General features: G+C 68.3%; 19 protein-coding genes. 11 read left to right on the top strand and 8 right to left on the bottom strand.

Features of this window, described 5'->3' with window-relative positions:
- Positions 1-10: 10 nt before the first annotated feature.
- The gene (locus AAHG09_RS03180; protein WP_342105312.1) at positions 11-340 is read right to left on the bottom strand and encodes a hypothetical protein; all 330 of its coding nucleotides are present in this window, start codon (positions 338-340) and stop codon (positions 11-13) included.
- A 505-nt stretch (positions 341-845) separates the two neighbouring features.
- On the opposite strand from AAHG09_RS03180, the gene AAHG09_RS03175 reads away from it, so the two are divergent.
- Positions 846-1,058, top strand: a complete 213-nt coding sequence (locus tag AAHG09_RS03175; protein ID WP_342105310.1) for a hypothetical protein — start codon at positions 846-848, stop codon at positions 1,056-1,058.
- 111 nt (positions 1,059-1,169) lie between these two features.
- Positions 1,170-1,529, top strand: a complete 360-nt coding sequence (locus AAHG09_RS03170) for a hypothetical protein (RefSeq protein WP_342105309.1) — start codon at positions 1,170-1,172, stop codon at positions 1,527-1,529.
- Between the two features lie 113 nt (positions 1,530-1,642).
- On the opposite strand, the gene AAHG09_RS03165 is transcribed toward AAHG09_RS03170, so the two are convergent.
- A complete protein-coding gene (locus AAHG09_RS03165; protein WP_342105308.1) occupies positions 1,643-1,981 on the bottom strand; it encodes a DUF3140 domain-containing protein in 339 nt (112 codons plus the stop codon).
- A 199-nt stretch (positions 1,982-2,180) separates the two neighbouring features.
- Between AAHG09_RS03165 and prfB the strand changes: the two genes are divergently transcribed.
- Positions 2,181-3,309 (top strand): peptide chain release factor 2 gene (gene prfB, locus AAHG09_RS03160; RefSeq protein ID WP_100794053.1). Its coding sequence is split into 2 segments (ribosomal slippage): positions 2,181-2,249 and positions 2,251-3,309, totalling 1,128 coding nucleotides; the frame shifts between segments, so codons are not numbered across the junction.
- Positions 3,310-3,514: 205 nt separating this feature from the next.
- On the opposite strand, the gene AAHG09_RS03155 is transcribed toward prfB, so the two are convergent.
- From AAHG09_RS03155 to AAHG09_RS03130, 6 genes are all read right to left on the bottom strand, one after another.
- Complete coding sequence (locus AAHG09_RS03155) at positions 3,515-5,116, bottom strand: gamma-glutamyltransferase family protein (protein WP_342105307.1); 1,602 nt, start codon at positions 5,114-5,116, stop codon at positions 3,515-3,517.
- Between the two features lie 195 nt (positions 5,117-5,311).
- Entirely contained in the window at positions 5,312-6,235 is a 924-nt protein-coding gene (locus tag AAHG09_RS03150) for an ABC transporter ATP-binding protein (protein WP_342105306.1), read from the bottom strand.
- A complete protein-coding gene (locus tag AAHG09_RS03145) occupies positions 6,232-7,248 on the bottom strand; it encodes an ABC transporter ATP-binding protein (RefSeq protein ID WP_342105305.1) in 1,017 nt (338 codons plus the stop codon). Before AAHG09_RS03145 ends, AAHG09_RS03150 begins: the two co-directional genes overlap by 4 nt.
- The gene (locus tag AAHG09_RS03140) at positions 7,245-8,159 is read right to left on the bottom strand and encodes an ABC transporter permease (RefSeq protein ID WP_342105304.1); all 915 of its coding nucleotides are present in this window, start codon (positions 8,157-8,159) and stop codon (positions 7,245-7,247) included. The genes AAHG09_RS03145 and AAHG09_RS03140 overlap by 4 nt, the downstream gene beginning before the upstream one ends.
- Positions 8,160-8,445: 286 nt before the next feature.
- Positions 8,446-9,390: an ABC transporter permease gene (locus AAHG09_RS03135; protein ID WP_342105303.1), complete on the bottom strand. Its 945-nt coding sequence runs from the start codon at positions 9,388-9,390 to the stop codon at positions 8,446-8,448.
- 13 nt (positions 9,391-9,403) lie between these two features.
- On the bottom strand, positions 9,404-10,891 hold the full coding sequence (locus tag AAHG09_RS03130; protein WP_342105302.1) for an ABC transporter substrate-binding protein: 1,488 nt from the start codon (positions 10,889-10,891) through the stop codon (positions 9,404-9,406).
- Positions 10,892-11,345: 454 nt separating this feature from the next.
- Between AAHG09_RS03130 and AAHG09_RS03125 the strand changes: the two genes are divergently transcribed.
- The 8 genes from AAHG09_RS03125 to AAHG09_RS03090 all read left to right on the top strand — a co-directional run bounded on the left by AAHG09_RS03125 (position 11,346) and on the right by AAHG09_RS03090 (position 20,694).
- Entirely contained in the window at positions 11,346-11,819 is a 474-nt protein-coding gene (locus AAHG09_RS03125; protein ID WP_342105301.1) for a PilZ domain-containing protein, read from the top strand.
- A gap of 82 nt (positions 11,820-11,901) precedes the next feature.
- Positions 11,902-12,501, top strand: a complete 600-nt coding sequence (locus AAHG09_RS03120; protein ID WP_342105300.1) for a HupE/UreJ family protein — start codon at positions 11,902-11,904, stop codon at positions 12,499-12,501.
- 44 nt (positions 12,502-12,545) lie between these two features.
- Entirely contained in the window at positions 12,546-12,884 is a 339-nt protein-coding gene (locus AAHG09_RS03115; protein ID WP_342105299.1) for a winged helix-turn-helix domain-containing protein, read from the top strand.
- A gap of 124 nt (positions 12,885-13,008) precedes the next feature.
- Positions 13,009-13,698: a metal ABC transporter permease gene (locus AAHG09_RS03110; protein WP_342105298.1), complete on the top strand. Its 690-nt coding sequence runs from the start codon at positions 13,009-13,011 to the stop codon at positions 13,696-13,698.
- Between the two features lie 406 nt (positions 13,699-14,104).
- Positions 14,105-15,757, top strand: coding sequence for a porin (locus tag AAHG09_RS03105; RefSeq protein WP_342105296.1), 1,653 nt, complete (start codon positions 14,105-14,107; stop codon positions 15,755-15,757).
- A gap of 1,060 nt (positions 15,758-16,817) precedes the next feature.
- The gene (locus AAHG09_RS03100; RefSeq protein ID WP_342105294.1) at positions 16,818-18,404 is read left to right on the top strand and encodes a porin; all 1,587 of its coding nucleotides are present in this window, start codon (positions 16,818-16,820) and stop codon (positions 18,402-18,404) included.
- Between the two features lie 120 nt (positions 18,405-18,524).
- Complete coding sequence (locus AAHG09_RS03095; protein ID WP_342105292.1) at positions 18,525-18,812, top strand: hypothetical protein; 288 nt, start codon at positions 18,525-18,527, stop codon at positions 18,810-18,812.
- Between the two features lie 283 nt (positions 18,813-19,095).
- Positions 19,096-20,694, top strand: coding sequence for a porin (locus AAHG09_RS03090; protein WP_412759976.1), 1,599 nt, complete (start codon positions 19,096-19,098; stop codon positions 20,692-20,694).
- Positions 20,695-20,818: the final 124 nt, after the last annotated feature.

Raw genomic sequence — 20,818 nt, 5'->3', positions numbered from 1 at the left:
CGGTGCCGCCTCAGAGAGCGCGGCCGGATAGTTCGGCCCGTGAGACGCGCAGGCCTGCAAACCGCGGCGTGAGCGCCTCCGCCGCGCGGATCCTGCGCGCCGCGAGATCCCGGATCGAAATCGCCGCCTGCGCGAAACCTCCGGCCGCGCCGGGCCGCTCCGCCGTCGCGGTTGCCCGCGCGGCGAGCCCGTCGGCCCGGCTGGTGATCGAGGCGAGCAGGGCGTCCCTGTCCGGCGTCCCGAGCGCGGGCCGCGTCGCCCACATCTCGGCCAAGCCATCCGCGAAGACCCGCGAGGCGGCTGCGATCTCGACCCTGAAGTCTGCCGCCGCGCCGCCCACGGCATCGCCTCCCCGTTTGGGGCCGCCGTTCGTCGAAGACGTGGATCGGTCTGTCATCAACGATGCGAGGGACGATCTCATGATGATGGTTCCAGACTGTTGAGCGTCGGGTCGGGCAAAGTTCTAGGAATCGATGGTTAAGAAACCTCAAACCGCCGATTTTAATCCTGAGTTGTGCCTTGATGGATCGAATGAATCCTTCAGGATGAAACGACGATAGTTTCGACGCAGTCACGAATGCGGGATAGGTTTGAATCTCATCTTCGGCTGAGCGCAAGTCTGTTATGTGATATGCCGGGCGATCGCCGCGCGATGGACTACCCATCGCCCGGACGTGCAGGTACGGTGTTCGGCTCGCGCTGCGCGCCGCGATCACACGCGCTGAGATTGTTGCCGCAGGGCGACAGGCTTCGCCAAAGGTGTCGCCATCCCGCCGCGGCGCTTGTCAGGGCGGACCGCAATGGCCACGGTCGGGGGAGGGGTCTTCCCGCGTCCCGAGTGAAGCATGCGCCGCCTGAACCTGATCGCCGCCCTGCTGCTCGCCGCCGCGGCCTCGGCCTGCGCGCCGAACCCGATCATCGCCCGCGATCCGATCCCGGCACCGGGCCCGACGGATGTCTACGCGTGCGATTCGAAGCCGTTGCCGGTCAACGCCTTCATCTCGAACTGCCGGCCGATTCCGGCGAGCCCGCAGGTGGTCCTGCGCGCCCGGGGCTGATCCGGCCGAACATTCGCTAACCGGTCGGGCCGAAGGGGCCGGACAATCCGGCCGCAATCAGCTAGACTGTTCCCGAGTTGCCGGCCGAGCCGGCCCGTGACGGAGCATCGCGTGAGCACCAAGACCCTGATCGCCGCTACACTCCTCGCCCTCGCGGCCGGGCAGGGCGCCTCGGCCTCTGATGCGGCCTACGCGCCGGCGCCGTATCACGGGCCGTCCTACGTGTTCACGGCGCCGAACGGCCCGACCGTTCTCGACACCGAGGGCTGCTGCAAGGTGATCGTACCGCCGGGCCGACCCGATCTCGCTCAGCCGCCGGTGCCGGTGGCCGAGGTGATGAACGGCGGCGGCTTCGGCTACACCGGGTTCGACTACTACAACGACCAGATCACCGAGGGGCGGTTCGGCGCGCGCAAGCGGCCGAAGGAATACGTGATCGCCCCGTCCTACGTCGTGCCGCCGCGCTACTGAGCCAGTAATCCGGGTTTCCCGAGGGCAAGCCCTGGGGCGGGTTTTCAGGGCGGAGCCCTGAAGCCCACTCAAGGCTCTGCCCCGGACGACCGCGGCCCGGGGCAAACTGGCCTTCAATCCTTCTGCGGATCGTGGCCCCAGTTCATCAGGGACATCCGCCAAGCCGAGTCCGGGTCCTTCCGGGATGCGCCGCCCTGCTTGAGATGGCGGTGGACGTAGCTCACGACCTTGCCCATCGCGGCGTAGTCGTCGTCCGTGAGATCCGCCTTCTTCTTGTCCTTGATGGCCAGGATGCGCCGGCCCATCTCGTGGCCGGTGGATTCGCCGCCCTCCTTCTTCTGGCCGACCTCCTTGCTGGCGTCGCTGTCGAGGTGCTTCTTCAGCGCGGCCGGCGTCATGTTGACGGCCTCGTTGAAGTCCTTCCACGTCGCCGCGTGATCGTCATCCGCCATCTGTGCGCTCCTCCGTGTCCGTGCGGTTGGTGCCCGACAACGCGCCCGGCGCGGACCGGCTCGCGGGCATCCCTGCGGTCGGGCGCCGCACGGGTTGGAGGCCGCGGCGGCGGGGCGGCGTTTACAGGCCGGTCCCCGGGGGCTATCACCCCGGCCCGACACCGAACCCGTTTCCCGCACCCCATTCCCGAAAAACCAGATGCGCGCCGAGATCGAGCAAGCCTCGGATGCCGCCAAGCAGTCTATAGGGCTGCTGAGGAGGCATCTTTGACTGGGATACAGTCGATAAACGCCTCGCGGAGCTGAACGCAGCCTCCGAGAACCCCGACCTCTGGAACGATGCCGAGGCCGCCCAGAAGGTCATGCGCGAGCGCCAGCAGCTCGACGAGGCCGTTACGGCGATCAAGAAGCTGGAGCGCGACCTCGAGGACGGCGCCACGCTGATCGAACTCGGCGAGATGGAGGGTGACGAATCCTCGATCCGCGAGGGCGAGGCGGCGATCCTGGCGGTCGAGAAGGAGGCCGCGAGCCGGCAGGTCGAGACCCTGCTGTCCGGCGAGGCCGACGGGTTCGACACCTATCTCGAGGTGCATGCCGGGGCCGGCGGCACCGAGAGCCAGGACTGGGCCAACATGCTCCAGCGCATGTATGCCCGCTGGGCCGAGCGCCGGAAGTACAAGGTCGAGGTCGTCGAGATGACCGACGGCGAGGAGGCCGGGATCAAGGGTGCTACGCTCCTGATCAAGGGCCACAACGCCTATGGCTGGCTCAAGACCGAGTCCGGCGTGCACCGTCTGGTGCGGATCTCGCCCTACGATTCCAGCGCCCGGCGGCACACCAGCTTCGCCAGCGTCTGGGTCTATCCGGTGATCGACGACCGGATCGAGATCGAGATCAAGGAATCCGATTGCCGGATCGACACCTACCGGTCGTCCGGCGCCGGCGGCCAGCACGTCAACACCACCGACTCGGCGGTGCGCATCACCCACAATCCGACCGGGATCGTGGTGGCGTGCCAGCAGGAGCGCTCGCAGCACAAGAACCGGGCGACCGCCTGGAACATGCTGCGCGCCCGGCTCTACGAGGCGGAGCTGAAGAAGCGCGAGGAGAAGGCCAACGCCGAGGCCGCCTCCAAGACCGATATCGGCTGGGGCCACCAGATCCGGTCCTACGTGCTCCAGCCGTACCAGCTGGTGAAGGATCTGCGCACCGGCACCCAGTCCACCGACCCGGACGAGGTGCTCGACGGCGACCTCGACCCGTTCATGGAGGCCTCGCTCGCCCAGCGGGTCTATGGCGGCGGCGAGGCGGTCGAGGATATCGACTAGTTGGCTGGTGGGATCGGGATGATCGGTGTTCCGGTCCCCGGGCTTCCAACCAATTCACCTCATCCTGAGGCGCCGGAGTGAAGCGGAGGCCTCGAAGGAGCCCTCCAGATGGACCTGCGATCCCTGGAACCCTCCTTCGAGGCCCGCTGACGCGGGCACCTCAGGATGAGGGGGGGGGTGGATGGGATGGTCCCATGCAAGCCCCTCAATACCCCAGCGCCGCCCCGTCCTTGCGCGGGTCCGAGCCGGCCGCCAGCGTGCCGGCCTTGCGGTCGATCCAGATGACCTGCCCGCCGCCGAGCGGCAGCGGCGCGCGGATCGCCGGGTGGCCGCGCTCGATCAGTCCCGCCATCACGGCGTCGGGAATCCCACCTTCCACCTCCAGGGTCCCGCCGTAGGCGAAGCTGCGCGGGGCATCGAGGGCCGCCTGCACGTCGAGGCCCCGGTCGAGCAGACCGGACAGCAGCTCGACATGGCCCATGGCCTGATAGTGGCCGCCCATGACGCCGAACGGCGCGACCGCCTGCCCGTCCTTCATCAGCATGCCGGGGATGATCGTGTGCATCGGCCGCTTGCCCGGCCCGACGCTGTTCGGGTGGCCGCCCTCCGTGCGGAACGACAGGCCGCGGTTGTGCAGCAGCACGCCGCTCTCGGGCGCCAGGATCCCCGAGCCGAAGCCCTGGAAGATCGAGTTGATCAGCGACAGCGCGTTGCCGTCCCGGTCGACCACGCAGAGATAGACCGTGTCCTTGTGGGCGCGGCCCTCCGCGACCTCCCGGGCGATCTCAGGGTAGATCTCCGGCGGGCGCGCCCGGCCCATGTCGATCGCCCCGTGGGCGGCGGCTTTCCAGGCGTCGGAGAGCAGGTGCTCGACCGGCACCTTGGCCAGCGCGGCATCGCCGAACAGGACGTCCCGGTGATGGTAGCCCTGCTTGCAGACCTCGGCGAAGAGGTGGAGCCGGTCGAGCTCCGAGAGGGCGCCGACGTCGTAATGCGACAGCACGTTGAGCATCATCAGCGCCGCCAGTCCCTGGCCGGCGGGCGGGCACTCGTAGACGTCGTAGCCGCGGTAGCGGGTCGAGACCGGCGTGACGATGTCGGGCTGCGCGGCGGCGAAATCGTCCAGCGTATGCAGGCCGCCGAGGGCGTTCAGCCGGCTCACCATGTCCTCGGCGATGGGGCCCGCGTAGAAGGCGCGCGCGCCCGCCTCGGCGATCGTACGGAGCGTCGCGGCGAGCCTCCGTAGGCGGACGACGCTGCCGATCGCCGGCACCTGTCCGCCGGGCAGGTAGGTCTCGGCGGCGTGGGGATCGGCGGCGACGCGCTCGGCGCCGCGCAGCCAGTCCCAGCCCACCCGCTGCTGGACGACGAACCCGTCCTCCGCATAGCGGATCGCCGGCTGCAGCAGCTCGCCCAGCGACCGGGTGCCGTGCTCGCGCACCAGAAGATCCCAGGCCGCGACCGCCCCGGGCACCGTCACGGCGTGCGGCGAGGTCGGCGTGATGGTGACGCCGTGCTCGACGTACCAGTCGGGCGTCGCGGCGGCTGGCGCCCGGCCCGAACCGTCGAGGGCGACGGGCTTGGCGGCGCCCGCGGGGGCGTAGAGCGCGAAACAGTCGCCGCCGATGCCGGTCATCAGCGGATCGACCACGCATTGTACGGCGACCGCCGCGATGCCCGCATCGACGGCGTTGCCGCCCGAACGCAGCACCTCGATGGCGGCCAGCGTCGAGAGCGGGTGCGAGGTCGCGACGGCGGCGTTGGCGGCGTAGACCGGGGAGCGGCCGGGGGCGGAGAAGTCTCTCACGGGATGTCCTGCTGTCCTAAACGGTTTGGAGGCTGCCTGATCCAAAACACCACCTCATCCTGAGGTGCCGGAGCGAAGCGGAGGCCTCGAAGGAGGCCTCCAGGGATCGCGCGGCCGGCTGGGGCCCTCCTTCGAGGCCCGCTGGCGCGGGCACCTCAGGATGAGGTGGAGAAAGGGAGAGACCGTGTAAGGTCGTCACGCGTGCCTCCCCTCCGGCAGCGCAACCCAATGCCCCGGCGCCACCTCGATGAGCGGCCCGTCGGGTGGCTGGTCGTGGCCGGCGAGGTCCCGGGCGGCGAGGCGGGCGCGCTCCTCGGCCGGGTGCGGCACCGGCACGGCGGCGAGCAGGCGGCGGGTGTAGGGGTGGCGCGGATCCTCGTAGAGGGCGTCGGCCTCGGCCAGCTCGACGATGCGCCCCCGCCAGAGCACCGCGACCCGGTGGCAGAGGTAGCGCACCATCCGCAGGTCGTGGGAGATGAACAGGTAGGACAGGCCCATCTCGTCCTGCAGATCCTGGAGCAGGTTCACCACCTGGGCCTGGATCGAGACGTCGAGGGCTGCGATCGGCTCGTCGGCGACGATGAAGCTCGGCTTCAGGGCGATCGCCCGGGCGATGCAGATGCGCTGGCGCTGGCCGCCCGAGAACTGGTGCGGGTAGCGCCCCATGAAGCGCGGATCGAGCCCGACCCGCTGGAACAGGGCCGCCACCGCCTCCCGCCGCTCCGGAGCCCGCATGTCGCGCCGGTGCAGCTTGAACGCCTCCGCGACGTAGTCCCCGGCGCTCATCCGCGGGTTGAGGGCCGCGTAGGGATCCTGGAACACGGTCTGGATCCGCGCGCGCATCTTGCGCATCGCGCCCGCCGAGAGCTTGGCGAGGTCGGTGCCCTCGAACGCGATCGTGCCGGAGGTCGGCGGGTTGAGCATGGTCACGGCCCGGCCGATGGTCGACTTGCCGGAGCCGGATTCGCCCACGAGCCCCAGGGTCTCGCCGGGACGGATGTCGAAGCTCACGCCCTCGACGGCGCGGAACACCGACGCCTTGCCGCCCCACCACGAGCGCAGGGGATAATGCTTGGACAGGTCGCGCACCGAGACGATCGGGTCATCCTGAACGCTCATCGGGCGGCCTCCGCGGCCAGGAGCATCGGCAGGTCGTACCAGGCGGCGACGAGGTGGCCGGGGGCGGCCCCCGGGGCTTGGGCCAGCGGCGGCATCTCGGTCCGGCAGCGCGACGTGGCGAAGGCGTTGCGCGGCGCGAACGGATCGCCCGGCGGCGGGTAGCGCATGTCCGGCGGCGCGCCCTCGATCTGGTGCAGGCGGCGGCGCCCGGCGCGCCCGCCGGAGAGATCCGGCAGGGAGCGGAGCAGCCCCAGCGTGTAGGCGTTGCGCGGGTCCGAAAAGATGTCGTCGACCGGGCCGCGCTCCAGGATGCGGCCGGCATACATGACCTGCACGGTGTCGCTGATGCCGGCCACCACGCCGAGGTCGTGGGTGATCCAGATGATCGCCATGCCGAGCTCGCGCTTCAGCTCCTGCACCAGGGCGACGATCTCGGCCTGGACGGTGACGTCCAGCGCCGTGGTCGCCTCGTCGGCGATCAGCAGCCTCGGCCGGCAGCTCAACCCGATGGCGATCATCACCCGCTGGCGCTGGCCGCCGGAGAACTCGTGCGGGTACTGGTCGAGGCGCGCTGCCGCGTTCGGGATGCGGACGAGGTCGAGGAGTTCCTTCGCCCGGGCGCGGGCGGCCCGGGCGTCGAGGCCGAGATGGATGCGCAGGGGCTCGATGATCTGCGCCGCCACCGTCATGCCGGGGTTGAGCGAGCTCATCGGATCCTGGAACACGAAGCCGATCGCGCCGCCGCGGATCTTCCGCAGCTCCCGCTCTTTCAGGGCGAGGAGGTCGCGGCCCTCGAACAGCACCTGCCCGCCGGTGATGCGGCCGGGCGGCCGCGGGATCAGGCCCAGCATGGCGAGCACGTGGACGCTCTTGCCGGAGCCGGATTCGCCGACGATCCCCAGCGTCTCGCCCTCGTGCAGCGTGTAGGAGACGCCGTTGACCGCGTGGACCGCGCCGCCATCGGTGTCGAAGGCGACCGCGAGGTCGCGGACGTCCAACAGGGGCTTCGTCATGTGCGCTGCCTCGGGTCGAGGGCGTCCCGCAGGCCGTCGCCGAACAGGTTGAAGGCGAGCACCGCCAGGAAGATCGACAGGCCGGGCCAGATCGCCATCCAGGGGGCTTGGTCCATGAAGTTCTTGGCGGTGTTGAGCATCGCGCCCCAGGACGGCTCGGGCGGCTGCTGGCCGAGGCCGAGGAACGACAGGCTCGCCTCCGCGATGATCGCCGCCGCGATGGTCAGCGTCGCCTGGACGAGGATCGCCGGGACGATGTTGGGCAGGATGTGGACCCGGGCGATCCGCCAGGGCGGGTTGCCCATGGCGCGGGCCGCCTCCACGAACTCCTCCGCCGCCACGGCGCGGACTTGCGCCCGAGTGAGCCGGATGAAGGTTGAGGTCGCCGAGAGGCCGATCGCGATCATCGCGTTGACGAGGCTCGGGCCCAGGAAGGCGGCCAGCGCGATCGCCAGGATCAGGAAGGGAATCGCCAGGAGCGCGTCGGTGAGCCGGGAGATCGCCCCGTCGATCCAGCCGCCCGCATAGCCGGCGAGCAGGCCGAGCGGCAGGCCGAGGGAGACCGCGAGCGCCACCGAGACGAGGCCGGCGCCGAGGGAGGCCCGGGCGCCGAAGATGATCCGGGAGAGCACGTCGCGCCCGACCTCGTCGCCGCCGAACGGGTGCGCGAGGCTCGGCGCCCCGCGGACGTTGGCCCAGTCGGTGGCGGTCGGGTCGTAGGGCGCGATCCAGGGGGCGAACACCGCCATCAGGATCAGCAGGCCGACGATGACGAGGCCCGCCACCGCGCTCCTGCGCGCGCGCAGGCGCCGCCAGAAGGCTTTAAGGGTGCCGGGTTCCTGGATGAGGGCCGGCGCGCCCGCGGGGGCCGCGAGGCCGGTGGCTTCGGCGATGGGGGTGCCGGTGCTCATCGGGGGCTCGCGGGGTTGGCAGCGATGAGTACGATCCGCGCACACTGCTTTTCAGCGCAGCCCATGATGGTTTCAGGCCGGCCAGTGCGAGATGCGACGCGCTCCCTCTCCCGTGCGGGAGAGGGTTGGGGTGAGGGATCAGGTCTTTCCGGAGAGTTCTCCTCCCTCACCCTGTCCCTCTCCCGCTCGGGAGAGGGGACCCGCGCTTCACTCTGTGCACTCAATTGTAACTCCCGAAGTCGCAGCTCTGAAGACTGCGAGAGCGAGGCGCGGGCAATCATTGCGCTCATGCCCGCCTCAGCTTCGGGTTCACGGCGGCCGAGAGCAGGTCGGCGGCGAGGTTCAGGGCGATGTAGGTGGCGGCCGTGCAGATCACGACGCCCTGCACGGTGGCGAAATCCCGGTTGAACACCGCATCGACAATCAGCTTGCCGAAGCCCGGCACGGAAAACACCTGCTCGGTGAGCACCGCCCCCGACAGGAGCTGCCCGAATTCCAGCGCCCCCAGGGTGATGATCGGGATCGCGGCGTTCGGCAGCGCGTGCCGCAGGGTGACCCGCAGGGGCGAGACGCCCTTGGCGCGGGCCGTGCGGACGTAGTCGGAGCCGAGCACGCCGAGCATCGCGGCCCGGGTATGGCGCATCATCACCGCCGCGATGGCGTTGCCGAGCACGAAGGCCGGCATCACCATGGCGGCGAGGTTTTCGGACAGGCTCTCGAAGGGCGAGACGTAGCCCGAAGCCGGCAGCCAGCCGAGCTGCACCGAGAACAGCAGGATCAGCAGGATCCCCAGCCAGAAATTCGGCACCGACAGGCCCCAGAGGGCGATGCCGTTGGCGATCGTGTCGGCGGCTTGGCCGCGCTTGACCGCCGAGAGCACGCCCATCGGTACGCCGATGGCCAGCGCCACCAGCATGGCGAGGCAGGCGAGTTCGAGGGTGACCGGCAGCTTCTCGACGATCAGCTCGGAGACCGGCTTTTGCAACCGGATCGACTCGCCGAGATCGCCCCGCAGCACCCCGCCCGCCCAGTAGGCGTAGCGCACCGGCAGGGGCTCATCGAGGTGGTACTTCTCGCGGATGAACGCGATCACCTGCGGGTCGCGCTCCTCGCCGGTCAGCGCCGTGGCGACATCGCCCGGCAGCAATTGCTGCAGGGCGAAGATGATCATCGAGGCGAGGATCAGGGTCGGGACCGCCAGGGCGAGGCGGCGCGCCAGGAAGCGAAGCATCAGGCGCGCAGCGTCAGTTGAGCTTCAGGCCGGTGAAGCGCACGAGCCCGTCCGGATAGGGCACGAAGCCGGTGATCTTCTGGCTGTAGGCCCAGAGCAGCTTGCGGTGCAGGATGTAGATGCCGGGCCGGTCCTTCAGCACCTGATCGGCCAGGGCCTTCCAGGCGGCCTTGCGCTTGGCCGGGTCGACGGTGCCGCGCTCGGCCTGAAGGGCCGCGTCGGCCTCCGGGCTGCAGTACTTGGGATAGTTCAGCGCCGCCTTGCAGAACAGGAAGCTGAACGTGTTGCCGTCCGGGTCCGAGCGGCCGCTCCAGGAATAGAGCTGCGCCTCGTAATTGCCCTTGTCGGCGGCATCGAGCGCCGTGGTGAAGTCCACGGCCTGGAGCTTCACGTCGAAGCCCGCCTCCTTGGTCATCGCCTGGATCACCTGACCGACCTGGGGCGACTCGCTGTTGGCGTAGACGGTCAGCGTGATCTGCGGGTTCGGCTTGCCGGCCTCGGCGAGCAGGGCCTTGGCCTTGGCGACGTCCCGCTTCGGGATCGGGTACTCGGCGACGTAGTTCGGGTTCTTCGGGTTGACCCACTGGTTCCCGGCTAGGAACTCGCCGTTGTAGACCACCTGATTGATGGCGTTGCGGTCGATGGCGGCCTCGAAGGCGGCGCGCACCTTCGGGTCGGAGACCGGCGAGCCGGCCTTGTTGGGGTTGAACAGGATCTCCTGGAAGCCGAGCTCGTAGGTCGAGTCGAGCTTCAGCTTGGCGTCGCGCTTCACCTGCGGCACGTCGGTGGGGGCGAGGCGCTCCAGCAGGTCGAGCTGCCCGGCCCGCAGGTTGGTGAGCCGTACCGTGGCGTCGGGGATCGGCCGGAACTCGATCCGCTGGATGTGGATCGCGTCCTTGTTCCAGTAGTCGGGGAAGCGCTCGACCACGATCCGGTCCTGCGGCACCCGCTCGACGAACTTGTACGGACCGGCGCAGACCGGCGCGGAGGCGAACTTGTCGCCCAGCCGCTCGGCGGCCTTCGGCGAGACCATCATGCCGGCCCGGTCGGTGAACTGCGCGAGCAGCGGCGCGAACGGCTGCTTCAGGTTGATGCGGAAGGTCAGGTCGTCGACCACGTCCACCGAGTCGATCGGCGCGATCTCCGAGCGGCGCTGCGAGCCCGGCATCTTCATGTGCCGCTCGATCGAGTACTTGGCCGCGGCGGCATCGAGCTTCTCGCCGTCGTGGAACAGCACGTCCGGCCGCAGATGCATGGTGAGCGCCTTCTCGTCGGGCGACAGCTCCCAGGAGGTCGCGAGCTGCGGCACCGGCTTCAGATCCGGGCCGATATCCACGAGCTTGTCGCAGAGCGCCGCGAACACCATCCGGCTCGCGAAGGTGCGGGCGAGCGTCGGGTCGAGGGCGTCCGGATCCTCCATCATGCCGTAGCGCAGGGTCTGCGCGGCAGCGGGTCCGGACAGGATCAGTCCGGCGAAGAGGCAGGCGGCGAGACGCAACATGACGGCGGTCCGGAGGCTGGCGCGGGCGGAAGGATGCGATCGGCCAGGGCCGATCCGAAGGTGGCAAAGAGTGTTGCGCACCTCCGTGGCATGCACAATCCCAAGGCAGCATCCATGCCAGACGGTCAAGCTGCATCTTATATTCAGTTGGTTTGGGCGGGGTCGAAGGCGTATCGAGAGCAGCAGATTGCGATCTTCATGCGGCAAGTAATTGTGAATACGCAGAAGTAATTGGAATGACAAATGCGTCGTCAGGAAATCAAACTTCGCAGCGCATAAGACAAATTTTAGCAATTCTCTGCATCGATCGGCAGATCTTTCTGCCGCAGAGCGTTGCGATGTCTCAAAGGCGTCGATGAAGGACATGCATGGCCCGCGACATCGTATCATCCTGCCGGCCCTATGTTGGACTCAGAGCCGTCGTGATTTTTACGCGATCACCACCGACGTCTCCGTGGAGGGAATCCGTTTCCGCTCGTCATCGCTCCTGATCCCGGGCGAGGATCTCACCTGCAGCATCCGGCATATCGGCCTCCTGCACGCGCGGATAGATCGAGCGGCGGGCCAGGAATTCGTCGCCTCGGTCCGCGGGGGCGGGCCAGCGCTCGCCGGCTTGGCGCGTCAGTTCATCACGCTGTCCCGCGCCCAGGATTTCCGCATGGAGCGGATCCGGATCGATCACCGCATCGTCCCAAAGCAGAAGGTGGTCGTCGTGACGCTCGAGGGCGGCCATGCCCTGACGGGGCACGTGCTCAATATCTCGGCGTCCGGCGCGGCCCTGCTCATCGACCAGACGGTGGAACTCGGCGCGACGATCCGGGTCGGGCAGAAGCCGGCCCGGGTGATGCGGCATTTCACCCATGGGCTGGGGGCTGCCTTCGTGGAGCCGTTCGAGCCCGGCGAGGTCCACGAGGCGATGACCTTATAGGCCGCGTCATGCAGTATGGGCGGGGGCCTCGCAGTGGCCGCCGATGGGCGCTACATCTTACAGCATCAGCGAAGGACCCCCTATGAAGCGCCATCTCACCGCCTCTCTCGCCGCCTCCATCCCGGCCGCGCTCGCGCTGCTGCCGCAGGCGGCGCTCGCCCATCCGGGCCACGGCGTCGCCACCGGCGCGGAGGCGGGCTTCCTGCATCCGCTGATGGGAGCCGATCACGTGCTGGCGATGGTCGCCGTCGGCCTGCTGGCGGCGCTCCGGGGCGGGCGGGCCCTCTGGGCGCTGCCCCTGTCCTTTCTGGCGCTGATGAGCGCGGGGGCGGGGCTCGGCATGGCCGGCATCGCGCTGCCCTACGCCGAGACCGGGATCGCGCTCTCCATCGTGGTCTTCGGCCTCGCCGCCATGGTCGGCCTGCGGGCGCCGGTGGCGCTGCTCGCCGCCCTGGTCGGGGTCTTCGCGGTGTTCCACGGCTACGCCCACGGGGCCGAGATGCCGGAGACCGCCTCGGGCCTGACGTTCGGCTTCGGCTTCCTGGCCGCGACGGCGCTGCTCCATGCGGCCGGGATCGGCCTCGGCGTTGCCGGGTCCCGCCTCGGCGCCACCCGGGCCGCACCGGCCCTCGGTGCCGGTGTCGCGATGGCGGGTCTCGCCCTGCTGGTGCTGCCCGCCTGAGCGAGGCGACCGGACCGTCGACGCGCAGGCCTGACGCGGGGTCGGTGCCGCGCCTGAGTATCCGCATCGATCTCGGGCCGGGGCACCGGCTCGGCCCCGGCAAGGTGCGCCTGCTGGAAATGATCGCCGCGCACGGCTCCATCGCGGGGGCCGGGCGGGCGCTGGGCATGTCGTACCGGCGCGCGTGGCTGCTGGTCGAGGCGATGAATACCGGCTTCGGCCGCCCGGTGGTCGAGGCGCAGACGGGCGGCCGGGCCGGGGGCGGCGCGCGCCTCTCGGAGTTCGGAGCCGACGTCGTGGCGCGGTACCGGGCGATCGAAGCGGCTGCCGAAGCGGCGGCCGCCCCCTACCTGAGCCAGCTGGGGCCAGCCGGGGACATGTAACCGGCCCGGGTGCGGGGGCGATAAGCGGGTGCGGATGCCGCAGGCCCCAGGGGCTGATTGCGCCGCCCGCTGCACCACGTCCCGCCGGTCGCGATCATCTCCGGCGGCATCAAGAGGACCCCACATGGCAAAGATTACGACGCTCGCCCTGATGAGCCTGCTGGCCATCACCACGGGTGCGCAGGCGGCCCCGAAGGTCGAGCGCCTGCGCGGGACCGTGGAGGCGGTCAAGGGCGACGGCTTCACGCTCAAGACCATCGACGGCAAGTCGGAATCCGTGGCGCTGCCGCCGGACGCCAAGGTCTCGTGGGTCATCCCGGCGAGCCTGGACGAAATCAAGGACGGCGTATTCATCGGCACGGCCACCAAGGGCGAGCCCCCGGTGGCGCTGGAGGTCGTGCTGTTCCCCGAGGCGATGCGCGGCACCGGCGAGGGGCACTATGACTGGGACATGATCCCGGATCACACGGCCGGCGGCGCGCAGGTGAAGAGCGCGATGACCAACGGCACCGTGAAGGCCGACACCCGCTCGACCGCGCCCGACGCCCCCCGGGTGAAGTCTGCCATGACCAACGGCACCGTGCGGGCGAGCGGCGGCGGGGCCGAGCGGACGCTGACCGTCGATTACGGCAAGGGCCAATCCATCCAGGTCCTGGTGCCGCCGCAGGCGCCGGTCGTCACCTTCGCGCCGGCCGATGCCTCGGCGCTCAAGCCGGGCGCCAAGGCGTTCGTGGTCGTCGCGCGCGAAGATGACGGCCACCTCGCGGCACGGCGCGTCGCGGTCGGCAAGGACGGCCTCACCCCGCCCATGTAAGCCGGCAATGGAACCGGGCCGTCCCACGTAGTGCCGCCAGCAACGGTGGCCGGCCGGGACTCGAGACACGAATCGTCCGGCGCGCGAATACGGGCGCCGGGCTATTCGAGGCCGAAGACGCTCTAGAAATAAGCGCGAGACCGGCCTCCCCAATCTGGTTAGAGGCCAGAGCGCCCCAAAATTGTTGCCAGCGCGCAACATCCAGTCGGAACCGCGGCAATAGTCGAGATTCCGCGTTGCCGCCCGAAACCCGTTCGCACATGGTGAGGGTGCACGGGGGCATCGCCAAGCGAGAGCCCGCAAGAGCCTGCCGCTCAAGACGCAGGCCAAGTCTACAAAACGTGCGGCTAGATCCGGTCAACCGGGCACGTCCGCATTCTTGGGTCTCGAAGCTTTGGAGATATCGATGAAGCTCTTGAAGGGCTCGCTGCTCGGGTCGGCTGCCGCGTTCGCGGCGGTGGGCGCCGCGCACGCCGCCGATCTGCCGGTCAAGAAGGCTGTGCCGATCGAATACGTCCGCGTCTGCACCGCCTACGGCGCCGGCTTCTTCTACATTCCCGGCACCGACACCTGCCTGCGCGTCTCGGGCCGCGCCCGGTTCGAGGGCGGGTACATGACCAGCTACTCGCGCCAGAACGGCAACGGCGGCGACACCTCGGGCTACCAGGGCCGGATGCGCATCAACCTCGATGCCCGCACCCAGACCGCCTACGGCACGCTCCGCGCCTTCGTCCGCCTCGATGCCGGCGCCCGCACCGGCTATTCCGGCGTCGGCACCTCCGGCACCCAGCAGCGCATCGGTCAGGCCTATCCGGGCCTCGGCATCGACAGCTTCGGCCGTGACCAGCAGTTCGTGAACGTCGACAAGGCGTTCATCCAGTTCGCCGGCATGACCGCCGGTCGCGCCTCCTCGTTCTTCGACTTCTACGCCCACGATTTCGAGTTCGCTGGCGCCACCGCCGGTTCGGATATTGCCTCCACCAACCTGCTCGCCTACACGGCGACGTTCGGCAACGGCCTGTCGGCCACGATCTCGGCCGAAGACCCGGTCTTCCGCCGCAGCCCGATCTTCTCGGCCTCGAACAACCCGGCCGGTGCTACGGTCAACGCGAACCTCGCGACCTTCGCGCAGGGCAACTCGCCGGCCGAAGTGTTCATCGGCTACACCAACGGCCAGCCGACCCGGTACAGCTTCGTCGACGTGATCCAGCGGTCGCGCATGCCCGACGTCGTCGGTGCTCTGCGCCTCGATCAGGCCTGGGGCTCGGCCCAGCTGTCGGCCGCCGTGCATGAGCTGAACGTCGGTAACGTCGCCAACGGCGCCGGCACCGGCAGCGGCTCGAACATCAGCATCCCGCACACCAGCAACTCGTACGGCTGGGCGGTGCAGGGCGGCCTGAAGATCAACACGCCGTTCATCGCGCCGGGCGACGCCCTGTACCTGCAGGGTGCCTACGGCTCCGGCGCTCAGCTCTATACCGGCTACTCCGCGTTCAGCGGCTCCTACTCGCAGAACGCGGCCACGATCCAGGGCCAGAAGTTCAACCAGTTCTTCAACGACGCGACGGTCAACCCGTTCACGGGCCAGCTGCAGCAGTCGACGAGCTTCAGCGCGACGGCGTCTTACCTCCACTACTGGACGCCTGAGTGGCGCTCGGCCTTCTTCGGGTCGTACGGCGAGATGAACTTCTCGCAGGCAGCCCGTGCGGCCCAGGGCATCGCCTACGCGGTCGCCAATCCGTTCGGGCTGATCAACTTCGGTGCGAACGCCGTCGGTACGCCGGGCACGCGCTTCTATGCCCTGAGCGAGGCGCTGCGTGACACCTACCAGTTCGTGGCGGGCGCCAGCATCATCTGGTCGCCGGTGAAGGACCTCGATATCGGTGTCGAAGGTTACTACACCCAGATCGGCGTCAAGAACGGTCGGGTGATCGACAAGGACAAGAGCCCCACCGCCTACGCCAACGTCGCGGCCATCAATGCCGGCACCTTCGTGCCGCGGACCACGACTTCGGACGGCGTGTCCTCGTTCCGCTTCCGCGTCCAGCGCGACTTCTGATCCAAGACGCCGGGGCTTCGGCCCCGGCCGATTGCCTCGTGCTTCTCATCTCAGGGCTCGGCTTCGGCCGGGCCTTTTTTGTTGCGCCGGTCGATTCGATAGACCTTCGCGCGTCGTGAGCCCGACGGAGGCGCGACGCCTGGGGCCTTTCCCGGCTGTACGCGTCCGGGTTGGGCATCGACGGTCGTGACCGAGCGCGACCGGCGCCGCCCGCATTCGATCCTGAACCGGCGTGACCGGACCCGGTCTGCGGAACCGCAAGCGGATGGCCCCGGGGCGTGGCCGCCGAGGTCGCGGCTGGTACGGCTCGGGCACCCGCCCATACCGCACCACGGCGCCCCGCCCCAGGCCTCCGTAGCGTGTGCCGATCAGGGCAGGGCGGGGCAGCCGTCCCCGATGAGGACGGCCGCAGCCCGAATCCAGACCGGTTTGGCGGCCCGATGGCGGTTGCCCCTGGGGGGCATCCTGAGCCCGGCCATGACTTCGCGGGGGTTCGCTGCAGGCCCGCGATCCGGCCATCCCTGACATTCCGCGCAGTCGCGCTGCGATCCGACCGAGAATCAGGCGCGCCCTTGAGTCTGCGCTGGACCCGCCGTCGCGGCGCCATTTCCGTTTTGGTTGCGAGCAGAGGCGGGCGGTGCGCGCACAGCGTGCAAGTCGACCGCGGCGCGGGTGCAGTCATGCGGTCGAGGGGGCGCGTAGATTCTGAAAATCTATCTGACGTCGTGATTGCTATAAGATCGATAGGACAAAACATCATAGAATTGATCCGCCAAAAATCCGCGACTGTATTGTAGGATCGCCCGGCGCATTGACGGTCTATATCAATATTATATTTGTTGCATACGTGCAACGTTTCCAACCGACACTATTCTTATGCGTTGATCAAAGTTGCGACCGCGATCTTGTTTGCACAATGTGCCCAGGCATCGGAGCATCTCGATAACGAGATCCCGAACAGCTTTGCCATCAACAGGCAAGCTGCGCAAACAATAAGCCGCCAACGCAGGAATAGACTGCGTGAACGGTGCTATCGGGTCTCGAAGCCTTGGAGATATCTATGAAGCTCTTGAAGAGCTCGATGCTCGGGTCGGCTGCCGCGTTCGCGGCGGTGGGCGCCGCGCACGCCGCCGACCTTCCGATCAAGAAGGCGGCGCCGATCGAGTACGTCCGCGTCTGCTCCGCCTATGGGGCCGGCTTCTTCTACATCCCTGGCACCGACACCTGCCTGCGCGTCTCGGGCCGTGCCCGGTTCGAGGGCGGGTACATGACCAGTTCGTCGCGTCAGGGAACCGGTGGTGACACGTCGGGCTACCAGGGCCGGATGCGCATCAACCTCGATGCCCGCACCCAGACCGCCTACGGCACCCTGCGCGCCTTCGTGCGCCTCGATGCCGGCGCCCGCACCGGTTATTCCGGCATCGGCACCTCCGGTACGCAGGCGCGTATCGGCCAAGCCTACAATGCTACGGGCGTCGACGAGATCGGGCGTGCGCAGCAATTCGTGAACGTCGACAAGGCGTTCATCCAATTTGCCGGGCTCACCGCCGGTCGCGCGTCCTCGTTCTTCGACTTCTACGCCCACGACTTCGAGATCACCGGCAACACGGCTGGCTCGGATATCGCGTCAACCAACCTGTTCGCCTACACGGCGACCTTCGGGAACGGCCTGTCGGCGACGCTCTCGGTTGAAGACCCTGTCTACCGTCGCAGCGGGATCTTCGCGCCGACCGGCGGCACCAGCCCGCTCGCCCCCGTCGTGGTCGCGTATAACAGGCTGGGTGTCCCGGTCGCCGCCAGCAACGTCGACGTCGTTCAGCGCGAGCGCCTGCCCGACTTCGTCGGCGTGTTGCGCCTCGACCAGGCGTGGGGCTCGGCTCAGATCTCCGCCGCCACCCACGAGCTGAACGTCGGCAACATGGCCACGTCGGTCCCCGGCGCGAACGTCGCGATCGCCCATACGCGGAGCGTCCAGGGCTGGGCGGTTCAAGGCGGCCTGAAGGTTAACGCGCCGTTCGTCGCTCCGGGCGACGCCCTCTACCTCCAGGGCGCCTACGGCGACGGCGCGGACATGTATACCGGCTACTCTAACTGGGCTGGATCGTACAACACGTACGGCGCCAGCGGCACGATCCAAGGCCAGAAGTTCCTGCAATACTTCTCCGATGCGACGGTCAACCCGTTCACCGGACAGCTGCAGACCTCGCAGAGCTTCTCCGCGGTGGGATCCTACCTGCACTACTGGTCGCCGGAGTGGCGCTCGGCCTTCTTCGGCTCCTACGGCGAGCAGAACTTCGCGAAGACCGCCCGGTTCGGCCAGGGCGCAATCTACAATGTCATCGGCGGAAGCGGCAACAACACCGTCGGGCTGCCCGGCACCCGCTTCTATCAGCTGAGCCAGGCGTTGCGCGACACCTACCAGTTCGTGGCCGGCGCGAGCCTGATCTGGTCGCCGGTCAAGGACCTCGATATCGGCGTGGAGGGTTACTACACCCAACTCGGCGTCAAGAGCGGCCGGGTGATCGATCTCGACAAGGACCCGGGCGCGTACGGTCGGGTCAGCCAGATCAATGCCGGCGGTCCGGTTCGGACGGCGACACAGGATTCTGTCTCGCAGATCCGCTTCCGCGTCCAGCGCGACTTCTAATCCGCAATGCCGGCGCCGGGATCACGGTCCCGACGCCGGCCCTCGTGCGAACCGACTTCCGAGGCTTGGCTCCCCGCCAAGCCTCTTTTCATCGCAGCATCCGTTGTCCCGCGTGCAGGCTTGCGCCGGGACGACGCGGATTTCTGCCCCGACTCGGCGCTGGTTCACCGGCTTTCGCCGGGCAAGATCGATCGTCGGTCCGCCACGCCCTGCACGGTGCGCGTTTCCGGGGCGCTGCCGTTGATGGAATGCGCGCAGGCGCAGGCGCGATTCGCCCGGCATCGCCCAGATGGCCGCCCATCCTCGCTCTGGCTGACCGAACAACGAAGAAAACCCGTCTGCTTCAACCCGAACGTGTTCTCACCGATCGAAAGTCTCGGCCAGCGAAATGAACTGATCGTACCGTGAACCAATTATTCTGAGCGTTTGTGCTCAACATGATAGACCGATTTTATAATCCAAAACTTACTTGGCTGAAGCTGAAGTTATATTGCGGGATGTAAAACGATAACTGAAGGACCGAACTGACTTGGGTACTTGTGTCGTGGGATAAGTCTAATCATCAAATATCAATGTTAAAGACGATTTTTGGTCGTAAGTATATTCGAATGGTATGTTTCAGTACCGTGATACACGATCGAAATAAGAAAAAATCGGAATAATCGATCTATAAAATCAATCGGGGGTTTCGATGACATCGCTGATGCGCTCCCTGCTCGGGACTGTGGCCGCGTGCGCGGCCGCGGGGGCCGCACGGGCCGCCGACCTGCCCGTCAAGAAGACGGCGCCGACCGAGTCTGTCCGCGTCTGCACCGCCGACGGAGCCGGCTTCTTCTACATCCCCGGCACCGACACCTGCCTGCGCATCTCCGGCCGCGCCCGGTTCGAGGGGGCCTACCAGACCGCGTCCAGCCGGCAGCCCGGCGCCAGCGGCGACACATCGGGTTATCGCGGCCTGCTGCGCTTCAATCTCGATGCGCGCACCCAGACCGCCTACGGCACGCTCCGCGCCTTCGCGCGCCTCGAAGCCGCCTCCCGCACCGGGGTCATCCACACCGCGACCATGCTGCGGATCGGCCAGGCCTATGGCGCCACCGGCGTCGACGAGGCGGGTCGCACGCAGCAATACATGAATGTCGACAAGGCGTTCATCCAGTTCGCCGGGCTGACCGCTGGTCGCGCGTCCTCGTTCTACGATTTCTACGCCCACGATTTCGAGTTCTACGGCGCCACCTCGGGCTCCGATAATTCGTCCACCACCGTGCTCGCCTACACGGCGACCTTCGGGGAGGGCCTGTCGGCGACGCTCTCGGTCGAGGACCCGGTCAACACCCGCTCGCCGGTCTTCGCGCCGCTCTCCGGGCCGCCGGCAAGCCCGGTCTTCGTCGCCTATGCCGACGGCCTGCCGACGCGCTACGGCACCGTCGACCCGGTCCAGCGCTCACGTCTGCCCGACGTCGTCGCCGCCCTGCGGACCGATCAGGCGTGGGGCTCCGCGCAGCTCTCGGCCGCCACGCACGAACTCAACGTCGGCAACCTGTCGACCGCGGTTGCGGCCGGCACGGGCGGCGTGCTCACCGGCATCCCGCACACTCGGTCGGTCCAGGGCTGGGCCGTCCAGGGCGGCGTGCAGATCAACCTGCCCGCCATCGCGGCCGGCGACACGGTCTATCTCCAGGGTGCCTACGCCGACGGTGCCCAGAGTTACGCCGGCTACTGCATGATCGCGGGGTGCTACCGGCAATCGAACACGGGCTTCGACACGCAGAAGTTCGAGCAATACTTCGCGGATGCGTCGATCAACCCGTTCACCGGCCAGCTCCAGACCTCGACCAGCTTCTCGGCCGTCGCGGCGTTCCTGCACTACTGGTCACCCGAGTGGCGCTCGGCCCTGTTCGCCTCCTATGGCGAGCAGGATTTCTCCGCTGGCGCCCGCTTGGCCCAGGGGGCCCTGTGCGGCCTCGCCAGTGCGAACGGCACGGGCGACTTCGGTGTCGACGCCGTCGGCGTCCCGGGCACCCGCTTCTACCAGCTGAGCCAAGCGCTGCGCGACACCTACCAAGTCGCGGCCGGGGCGAGCCTCATCTGGTCGCCGGTGGCCGACCTCGATATCGGCGTCGAGGCCTTCTACACCCAGATCGGCGTCAGGAAGGGTCGTGTGATCGATTCCGACAAGAGCCCGACGGCTTATGCCAACGTGGCGGCCATCAACAGCGGTGCCGTCCTGCCCCACACCGCGACGCAGGATTCGATGACCCACGTCCGCCTCCGCGTCCAGCGCGACTTCTGATCCTCTGCGCCGGTAAGGCGTTGTCAGGCCCGGTCCTGCGTCGTGCCCGTGGCCGGGGCCACGGGGAGAGGGCGGATCGTGCCGCCTTCGTCGGGCGTGGGCTTGTAATCCCCGCCCGCGGAAC

Origin of the sequence: Methylobacterium guangdongense (assembly GCF_038442355.1) — a bacterium.
Taxonomy (GTDB): domain Bacteria; phylum Pseudomonadota; class Alphaproteobacteria; order Rhizobiales; family Beijerinckiaceae; genus Methylobacterium; species Methylobacterium guangdongense.
Note: the sequence above shows the minus strand (reverse complement) of the source record. Positions and strands in the feature narration are given on the sequence as shown.

What these genes read in the sequence shown, in the direction of transcription:
- AAHG09_RS03165 (WP_342105308.1), bottom strand. Translation starts at nt 1,981, where the DNA reads ATGGCGGATGACGATCACGCGGCGACGTGGAAGGACTTCAACGAGGCC.
- AAHG09_RS03100 (WP_342105294.1), top strand. Translation starts at nt 16,818, where the DNA reads ATGAAGCTCTTGAAGAGCTCGATGCTCGGGTCGGCTGCCGCGTTCGCG.
- AAHG09_RS03135 (WP_342105303.1), bottom strand. Translation starts at nt 9,390, where the DNA reads ATGCTTCGCTTCCTGGCGCGCCGCCTCGCCCTGGCGGTCCCGACCCTG.
- AAHG09_RS03140 (WP_342105304.1), bottom strand. Translation starts at nt 8,159, where the DNA reads ATGAGCACCGGCACCCCCATCGCCGAAGCCACCGGCCTCGCGGCCCCC.
- AAHG09_RS03130 (WP_342105302.1), bottom strand. Translation starts at nt 10,891, where the DNA reads ATGTTGCGTCTCGCCGCCTGCCTCTTCGCCGGACTGATCCTGTCCGGA.
- AAHG09_RS03150 (WP_342105306.1), bottom strand. Translation starts at nt 6,235, where the DNA reads ATGAGCGTTCAGGATGACCCGATCGTCTCGGTGCGCGACCTGTCCAAG.
- AAHG09_RS03105 (WP_342105296.1), top strand. Translation starts at nt 14,105, where the DNA reads ATGAAGCTCTTGAAGGGCTCGCTGCTCGGGTCGGCTGCCGCGTTCGCG.
- AAHG09_RS03145 (WP_342105305.1), bottom strand. Translation starts at nt 7,248, where the DNA reads ATGACGAAGCCCCTGTTGGACGTCCGCGACCTCGCGGTCGCCTTCGAC.
- AAHG09_RS03090 (WP_412759976.1), top strand. Translation starts at nt 19,096, where the DNA reads ATGACATCGCTGATGCGCTCCCTGCTCGGGACTGTGGCCGCGTGCGCG.
- AAHG09_RS03120 (WP_342105300.1), top strand. Translation starts at nt 11,902, where the DNA reads ATGAAGCGCCATCTCACCGCCTCTCTCGCCGCCTCCATCCCGGCCGCG.
- AAHG09_RS03175 (WP_342105310.1), top strand. Translation starts at nt 846, where the DNA reads ATGCGCCGCCTGAACCTGATCGCCGCCCTGCTGCTCGCCGCCGCGGCC.
- AAHG09_RS03110 (WP_342105298.1), top strand. Translation starts at nt 13,009, where the DNA reads ATGGCAAAGATTACGACGCTCGCCCTGATGAGCCTGCTGGCCATCACC.